Annotated in this window: 5 protein-coding genes and 1 pseudogene; 2 read left to right on the forward strand and 4 right to left on the reverse strand. The window is 72.9% G+C overall.

What is annotated here, in order from left to right:
* Window positions 1-999 carry an IS481 family transposase gene (locus tag BMW88_RS40660; protein ID WP_089960151.1) on the reverse strand — a complete coding sequence of 333 codons (999 nt, stop codon included), beginning with the start codon at window positions 997-999 and terminating at the stop codon, window positions 1-3.
* 121 nt (window positions 1,000-1,120) lie between these two features.
* Window positions 1,121-2,644, reverse strand: coding sequence for an MDR family MFS transporter (locus BMW88_RS40665; protein WP_089962591.1), 1,524 nt, complete (start codon window positions 2,642-2,644; stop codon window positions 1,121-1,123).
* 103 nt (window positions 2,645-2,747) lie between these two features.
* Here BMW88_RS40665 and BMW88_RS40670 point away from each other — a divergent pair, with 103 nt between their 5' ends.
* Complete coding sequence (locus BMW88_RS40670; protein ID WP_089962593.1) at window positions 2,748-3,335, forward strand: TetR/AcrR family transcriptional regulator; 588 nt, start codon at window positions 2,748-2,750, stop codon at window positions 3,333-3,335.
* Between the two features lie 10 nt (window positions 3,336-3,345).
* Here the strand turns inward: BMW88_RS40670 and BMW88_RS40675 are convergent, their stop codons facing one another.
* Window positions 3,346-3,936, reverse strand: coding sequence for a short chain dehydrogenase (locus BMW88_RS40675; RefSeq protein ID WP_089962585.1), 591 nt, complete (start codon window positions 3,934-3,936; stop codon window positions 3,346-3,348).
* A 69-nt stretch (window positions 3,937-4,005) separates the two neighbouring features.
* On the opposite strand from BMW88_RS40675, the pseudogene BMW88_RS40680 reads away from it, so the two are divergent.
* Window positions 4,006-4,785, forward strand: a pseudogene (locus BMW88_RS40680) (LysR family transcriptional regulator); the annotation flags it as partial.
* Here BMW88_RS40680 and BMW88_RS40685 read toward each other — a convergent pair.
* Window positions 4,766-6,427, reverse strand: coding sequence for a PucR family transcriptional regulator (locus BMW88_RS40685; protein WP_245778402.1), 1,662 nt, complete (start codon window positions 6,425-6,427; stop codon window positions 4,766-4,768). The pseudogene BMW88_RS40680 and the gene BMW88_RS40685 overlap by 20 nt on opposite strands.
* Between the last annotated feature and the right edge of the window lie 637 nt (window positions 6,428-7,064).

Raw genomic sequence — 7,064 nt, forward strand, 5'->3', positions numbered from 1 at the left:
CTAGCTGTACTGACCTGAAAGGTTCGGAACGCGGCTGGCGGGTGGCTGGCCTTTGAGTGCGGTGTGACCGCGGTGGTGATTGTAGGTGTGAAGCCACCGCGGGAACGCCTCGCGGCGCTCGGTTTCGGTGCGGTAGGGGCGGGCGTAAGCCCATTCGTCGAGCAGGGTGCGGTTGAAGCGCTCCACCTTGCCGTTGGTCTGGGGACGGTAGGGACGGGTGCGTTTGTGCGTGATCCCGGCGTCGGCCAGGGTGTCGCGCCAGAGCAGGGAGCGGTAGCACGACCCGTTGTCGGTGAGCACCCGCTCGACGGTGATTCCGCTGGCGTGGAAGAAGGTCTGCGCTCGCTGCCAGAACGCGACGGCGGTTTCCTTGGTCTCGTCGGGCAGGATTTCGCTGTAGGCGAGGCGGGAGTGGTCGTCCACGGCGTTGTGCAGGTAGCTGTAGCCGAGGTTGGGCCGGCCGCCGACCTTGCGGCGCCGGGCGGGGTCGCGGTGTGCGGAGCTGTTGCGCTGGCCGGCTTGCCTGCCGTGGATCTTGTGGCCGCCGCCGTCGGGGATGTTGCCCAGCTTCTTGATGTCGACGTGGACGAGCTCGCCCGGCGTGGCGCGTTCGTAGCGGCGCACCGGCTGCCCGGTGGCGCGGTCCACGTGGCGGAGCCGGGCCAGGCCGTAGCGGGTCAGCACCCGGTGCACGGTCGAGGGCACCAGCCCGAGCAGATACGCGATCCGCGCAGGTCCCCACCGCCGCGCCAGGCGGACCTTGATGATCCGCCGTTCGGTGCGCGTCGGGGTCCGGCGCGGGCACGCCAGCGGGCGGGAGGACCGGTCGGCCATGCCCGCCGTGCCGAGTTCGCGGTAGCGGCCGGCCCACCGCTGCGCCGTGCTGACCGACACCTGGAATCGCTCAGCGGCCCGCCGAACAGGCCATTCATCCTCGACGACACACCGGGCAAGACGTAGCCTGCCCAGCTCGGTCAGCGGTGCGTTAGCGTGAGTAATCGAGGGCCTCCTGGCTAGCCGGTGCAGATGTCGCAATCCACACCGAACCCGGAGGCCCTCCCTCATGCCAAGATCATCCGATCACGTGTCGGACCGTTCGCAACCTCGCTGGGCAGTACAGCTAGCGGGTGACCGCGGTGTCCGCTTCCTTCTTCTCCAGGTCGATGGTGGTGCGCAGGGTGATCGGCTTGAGCAGCAGTGCCGCGATCACACCGACGACTGCCACGGCCGCGGAGATCAGGAAGATGTGCGCGGTCGCGTCGCCGTAGACGGTGTGCACGACGGTCTGCACCTCGGGCGGCAGCGCCTGGAGGTTCAGCGCGCTGGTGCTGCCGGTGGACTGGCCCGCCGGCACGTGCAGGGCGGCGGACAGGTCGGCGGTGACGCGGTTCGCGAGCACCGCGCCGAGCACCGAGACGCCGATCGTGCCGCCCAGCGACCGGAAGAACGTGACCGACGCGCTGGCGGCGCCGAGCTCGCTCAGCGGGACGCTGTTCTGCACCGCCAGCACGAGGTTCTGCATGGTCATGCCGACGCCGACGCCGACGACGGCCATCGCGGTGCCGACGATCCACAGCGCGGTGGCGTGGTCGACCATGCCCAGTCCCAGGAACCCGAGCACCAGGATGATCGTGCCGGAGACGATGTACGGCTTGATCGCGCCCGAGCGGCTGATCATGCGGCCGGAGATCGTGGACGACAGCAGCACGCCCGCCATCATCGGGATGGTCAGCAGGCCCGCCTCGGTGGGGGAGTAGCCGCGGCCGATCTGGAAGTACTGGCCGAGGAACACCGCGCCGCCGAACATGGCCATGCCGACGGCGAGGCTCGCGATGATGGCGAGCGCCGGGGTGCGCTTGACCACGATGTGCAGCGGCACGACGGGTTCCCGGACCTTCATCTCCACCGCGACGGCGGCGCCGAGCAGCACGAGCCCGCCCGCGACCATGGCCGCGGTCTGCCAGGACAGCCAGTCGAACGAGTTGCCGACGAACGAGACCCAGACGAGCAGCACGCTCACGCCCGCGGCGATGAGGACCGCGCCGAGGTAGTCGATCTTGACGTTCTCCCGGCGCGCGGTCTCCAGCTTCAGGGTCGCCTGCAGCACCGCGAACGCGAGCGCGGCGATCGGCACGGCGACCCAGAAGCACCAGCGCCAGCCGAGCCACGAGACGTCGACGATGAGACCGCCGAGCAGCGGCCCGCCGACCGTGGCGACGGCCATGACCGCGCCGAGGTAGCCGTTGTAGCGGCCGCGCTCGCGCGGCGGGATGATCGCCGCGATCACGACCTGCACCAGCGCCTGCAGGCCGCCGACACCGAGGCCCTGGAACGCGCGGGCCGCGATCAGCTGACCGGTGTCCTGGGCGAAGCCGCTGAGCAGCGAGCCGATCACGAAGACCACGATCGCGGCCTGGACCAGCGTCTTCTTGTTGAACAGGTCGGCGAGCTTGCCCCAGATCGGGGTGGTGGCCGTCGCCGTGAGCAGGGTGGCGGTGACCACCCACGTGTACTGGGTCTGGGTGCCGTTCAGCGAGCCGATGATCCGCGGCAGCGCGGTGGAGACCACCGTGGAGCTGACCATGGCCACGAACAGCGCGAGCAGCAGCCCGGACAACGACTCGAGCACCTGCCGGTGCCCCATCGCCTGAGTCTCGATCTTCACGTCCACCCCTTCGTCGCCTCAATTCTTGCGCGTTGTGCAAATTTGCGCAATGGGCAACTCGGGCTGCGACTACGCTGAGCGCATGGAGACCCTGCCCACGCTGCGCGAGCACAAGAAGGCGGTGACCAGGCGCTCGCTGGCGGCGGCGGCGCTGCGGCTCGCGGTGGAACGCGGCCTGGACGGGGTGACGGTCGAGGACATCGCGGACGAGGCCGGGGTGTCGCGCAGGACGTTCTCCAACTACTTCACGGGCAAGGAGGACGCCGTCCTGGCCGCGGAACGCGAGCGGACCAGGGCGCTGGTGGCCCTGCTCGAAGCCAGGCCCGCTCGGGAACGGCCCTGGCAGGCCCTGCGCGCGGCGACCGCCGAGCGCTACCGCGCCTGGCCCGTCCCCGACGTCGAGTGGACGGCCCAGCTGCGGCTGCTGCGCCGGCACCCGTCCCTGCTCGCCCGCCAGGCGGCCGACCAGGTCGCGCTCGAACGCGACCTGACCGCCGTGCTGGCCGCCAGGGAACCCGGTCTCGGCGAGGACGTGGCACGGCTGACGGCGGCGACGTTCCTCGCCACCGTGCGGACCGGGATCGCCCTGTGGCTGGAGAGCGCGGGCACGCGCCCGCTGCCGGAGCTGGTGGACGGACTGCTCGGCCGCGTGCGCGTTGAGGGCACTTAGCGGTTGCGGGTCAGGGCACGTAGACCTGCCCGGTCTGCCGCCCCTCGATCGAGCGGACGTAGGCCCGCACCACGTCGGCCAGCGGCACCGGCTTCATGCCGGGGAAGACGTCGCCGTAGACGTCGAGCGACTCGGTGAAGACCGTCGGGCTCACGGCGTTGATGCGCCGCGGGGCGATCTCGATGGCGGCGGCGCGCACGAACGCCTCCACCGCGCCGTTGGCCAGCGCAGCCGCGGCACCGGTGACGACGGGCTCACGCGCGAGCACGCCGGTGATCAGCGTGAACGACCCGGTCACGTGCGTGAGGCCTTCCTGCACCAGTGCCACCTGCGAGAGCACCTTGCCGGTCACCGCGGCCTGGTAGTCGGCGACCGTCAGCTCGGCGACCGGCTTGTACGGGGCGCTGCCGGCGGCCGACGCGAGGGCGTCGACCTGGCCCACGGTCCGGTAGAGCTGCGCGACCTGGGCGGGATCGGTCACGTCGTAGCGCAGGTCGCCGCCGGTGCGGGCGACGGTGACGACGTCGTGCTTGCGCGCGACCAGCTCCTGGTGCACCGCGGTGCCCAGCGTGCCGGTCGCCCCTACGAGCAGAATTCTCATGACTTCGACGCTAGGCGCGCTCGCTGCGGGCCGGAAATGCCGTTCCTGAAGCACTTATGATCGGCGGTCATGAATGTCGAGCTGCGTCACCTCCGTGCGCTCGCCGCCATTGGCGACCACCGGTCGATCACCGCGGCCGCGCAGGCGCTGCACGTCACCCAGCCCGCCCTCTCCCGCACCCTCGAGCAGCTCGAACGCCGCCTGGGCGTGCGCCTCGCCGACCGCACCACCCGCCACGTCGCCCTGACCGAGCCCGGCAGGCGCCTGTGGGAGCACAGCCACCGCATCCTCGCCTCCCTGGACTCGGCCCTCGCGGAGGTCGCGCGGCCGCAGCCGCTGCGCCTGACCTTCGCCTGGGCCGCGCTCGGCCGGTTCACCACCCCGTTCCTGCGGGAGTGGCGCCGGGAGCACCCGGAGGTGCCGGTGCGCATCCGCCGCTGCGACGACCCGGAGGCCGCGCTGCGGCGCGGCGAGGCGGACGTGGCGGTCCTGCGCACCTCACCGCTCGGGGCCGGCGTGGAGCACGTGGCGTTGCTCGAGGAACCCCGCCTGGCGGCGGTGGCGGACGACCACCCGCTGGCGGCGCGCGACGCCGTCGCACTGGGCGACCTCGCGGGGGAGGTCGTGTCCGTGTGCGAGACGGCGGCGACGACCACGGCCGATCTCTGGCCGGTCGGGGCGCGACCGCGGACCGCGGACGTGCCGGGCGTGGTCGAGTGGCTCACCTCCATCGCGACCGGCGCGACGGTCGGCGTCACGGCCGCGGGCACCAGCCACCACAACCCGCACCCCGGTGTGACCTACCTGCCGCTGACCGACGCCGAACCGGTCACCGTGCACCTGGCCTGGCCGTCGCCGCCGGCGCATCCGTCGACCGGGGCGTTCGTGGCGCTGGCCCGGCGGCACCTGGCCGCCACAGCCGCAGTTGCAGCATCGCCGCGAACCGGGCGTTCGGATCGCTGAGGTCGATCTCGCCGACCTCCGACAACCGCCGCAGCCGGTACCGGAAGGTGTTGGGGTGCACGAACACCGCGGCGGACGCGGCGGCGACGTCGCCGAAGGCGTCCAGCCAGGCACTGAGCGTCTCCACCAGGCAGGCACCGTGCTTGCGGTCGTAGGCGATCAGCCGCGCGACCGGCCCGGTCAGCGCGTCCCCGCGCTCGGCGATCAGGTCGGACAGCTCCAGCAGCAACCCCTCGCTGTGCACGTCGGACACCCGCGCCACCGGCTGGGAGGCACGACCGGCCCGCAGCACCCGCAGCACCAGGTCGGCGCCGGCCCGGGACCGCGACAGGGTGAGCCCGTCCGCCACCTCGCCGACCCCCACCAGCACGTGGTTGCCGATGCGGTTGCGGAAGTCGGTCGCGATCCGCAACGCCCTGTCCTCGGACTCGGCCGGCAGGATCGCGTAGGCGACATCGCTGATCAACGCGGTCGCGGCGCGCGGGTGGACGGCGGTCAGGTGCATGGCGAACGCGTCGGCGACCTGCTGGCGTTCGGCGAGCAGCCGCGCGTGCGAGGCGGGGTCGTCCCCGTGCGAGTGGGCCAGCGCGAGCGCCAGCACCACGCAGGACTGGTCGGCCAGACCGAGCCGCCGCACCGCCTCCGCCGCGCCCGCGCCACCCTCGACCGCCGTCGAGACCAGGTCGGCGCGCAGCCGCCGTTCGACGTCGGCACCGGCCCGCTGGCGCATCATGTGCAACGCCACCAGCTTGGCGGCGTCGCGGAACGCGGCGGTGCCGTCCGGCGGCAGCGGTGACCGGACCGCGGCCCAGATCGAGCCGAGGACCTCGTCACCCGCCCGCACCGCCACGGCCACCCGAGGCAGGCACATGCCCCCGTCGTCGGCGGGCAGACCGTCGACGTAGACGGGCTGGTCGCTGCGGTAGAGCCGCTGGAACACGCCGCGCGCCTCCAGCAGCTGCGAGTACCGCGCCGGCACCTGCCGCCCGAGGATCGTCTCCACCCGGGACGAGTCGGCCTCGTCCTGCCGCCCGGAGAACGCGAGCACGCGCGAGCTGCGGTCCTCGATCGTCACCGGTGCGCCGATCAGCGACGCCACCGCGTTGGCCAGCGCGAACAGATCCCCGGCAGGCACCCCGCCGAGCGTCTCCGACGGGTCCACCTGCCCCTCGGCGAGCAACGACCGCAGCATCGCGGCGAGCTGCGTCCACGACGCGCCCTGCGCCAGCCCGAGCAGCGCCACCCCCGACGCGTCGACGGCGGCGGCGATCTCGGGCGTGACGTCGACCGGCCCGCGGACGACGAGCGCGGCCGCCCCGTGCGCCCCCAGCTCCCGCAGGATTCCCACGGGCTCCGCCACCCCGACCCCCAGCACCAGCGCGGACGGCGGCGGCGCCTGGTCGTCGTGCGGGTCGTGGATCACCACGCCACCGATGCCGGTGGACCGGCTCGGGTCGCCGCGGACCAGATCGATCAGGGTGGTGCCGAGGTCGTCCAGCACGCGGGCCAGGCCTGTTCGCGGGCTCATGCCCTCCACCATGCCACCGTCTACAGAGGAATCCACCCCTTCGGGTGAGCCGTTGTCGGGTATGGGGCGGGTTGCGGGGCGCTGGGCTCGCGCTGGACTCCTGCCGGTTCGCCGCTGTCTTCGCTGTCTTCGCTGTCGCGGGGGAGGTCCGGGCACCGGTTGTCGGGGCCTCGGGGGCTGGCCCGGCTCTGCTTGGGACTGAGGGCGGGCTGGCCCGGCTCTGCCTGAACCAGTTCCGCCCGGACGCAAACCGGCCCGGACGCAAATCGGCCCGGACCCAGATCCGCCCAGCCACGATCCGCCCAGGCCCAGACCGCCCGCCCAGCCCAGGTCCGCCCGGCCCAGGTCCGCCCAGCCCCGGCTCGGATCCGGACCCGCCCGGATCAGCCCGGACCGCTCAGTCCGGACCGCTCAGTCCGGACCGCTCAGTCCGGACCGCTCAGTCCGGACCGCTCAGTCCGGACCGCTCAGTCCGGACCGCTCAGCCCGGACCGCTCAGCCCGGACCGCTCAGCCCGGACCACCCAAGCCCTGCGCCGCCCGGCCCGAACCGCCCGGCCCGAACCGCCCGGCCCGAACCGCCCGGCCCGAACCACCCGGCCCGAACCACCCGGCCCGAACCACCCGGCCCGAACCAC

Origin of the sequence: Lentzea xinjiangensis (assembly GCF_900110955.1) — a bacterium.
Lineage (GTDB): Bacteria > Actinomycetota > Actinomycetes > Mycobacteriales > Pseudonocardiaceae > Lentzea > Lentzea xinjiangensis.